Source organism: Mesorhizobium sp. M1E.F.Ca.ET.063.01.1.1 (assembly GCF_003998155.1).
Taxonomy (GTDB): domain Bacteria; phylum Pseudomonadota; class Alphaproteobacteria; order Rhizobiales; family Rhizobiaceae; genus Mesorhizobium.
The window spans coordinates 1-480 of the sequence record NZ_RZSC01001568.1; the positions used below are offsets into that span (position 1 = coordinate 1).

Here is a 480-nt window from a genome sequence, read left to right on the forward strand (position 1 = left end):
GCGTCATTATGAGCCATGCCGCGGTCGTCCTGTCGACGCCGACCAGTGTTTAAGCGCGCTCGGCGCATGCGATGGCTTTCCACAGACCTGGATAGTCGACAACGAAGCCGGACGACGAAACCTCCAGCACCTGGTGGTAGCCGAATTTCGGCGCGGCATAGGCATAGCGGGTATCGTCGAGGCGGCTATAGGTCTGGTCGAGGCGTTCAAGCCTCAGCTCGGGAAAGGCCAGATAGGCCGCCGGAGCGGGCGTCGAAATGCCGGGCCTCAGGCCAAGGCGCCGGATCGGCAGGAGATTCGACGCCGGCGTGAAACCAAGGTCGAGGTCGACAAGATCGGCCACTTGCGTCTGCCTTTTGCCGTTGAGCGTCCAACCGCTGTCATCAAGCCTGTCGAACTGATAGTGGAGTGCGTCGCCGCCGAGAAATCCTGCAACGCGCGCGGCGCACTCCACTATCAGTTCGACAGGCTTGATGACAG

Annotated in this window: 1 protein-coding gene; it reads right to left on the reverse strand. The window is 61.9% G+C overall.

The genetic code is table 11. From position 1 onward, the window contains the following. Window positions 1–49: 49 nt before the first annotated feature. On the reverse strand, window positions 50–480 hold a 431-nt coding region (locus EOA29_RS39825), incomplete at its 5' end, for a putative glycolipid-binding domain-containing protein (RefSeq protein WP_127222576.1).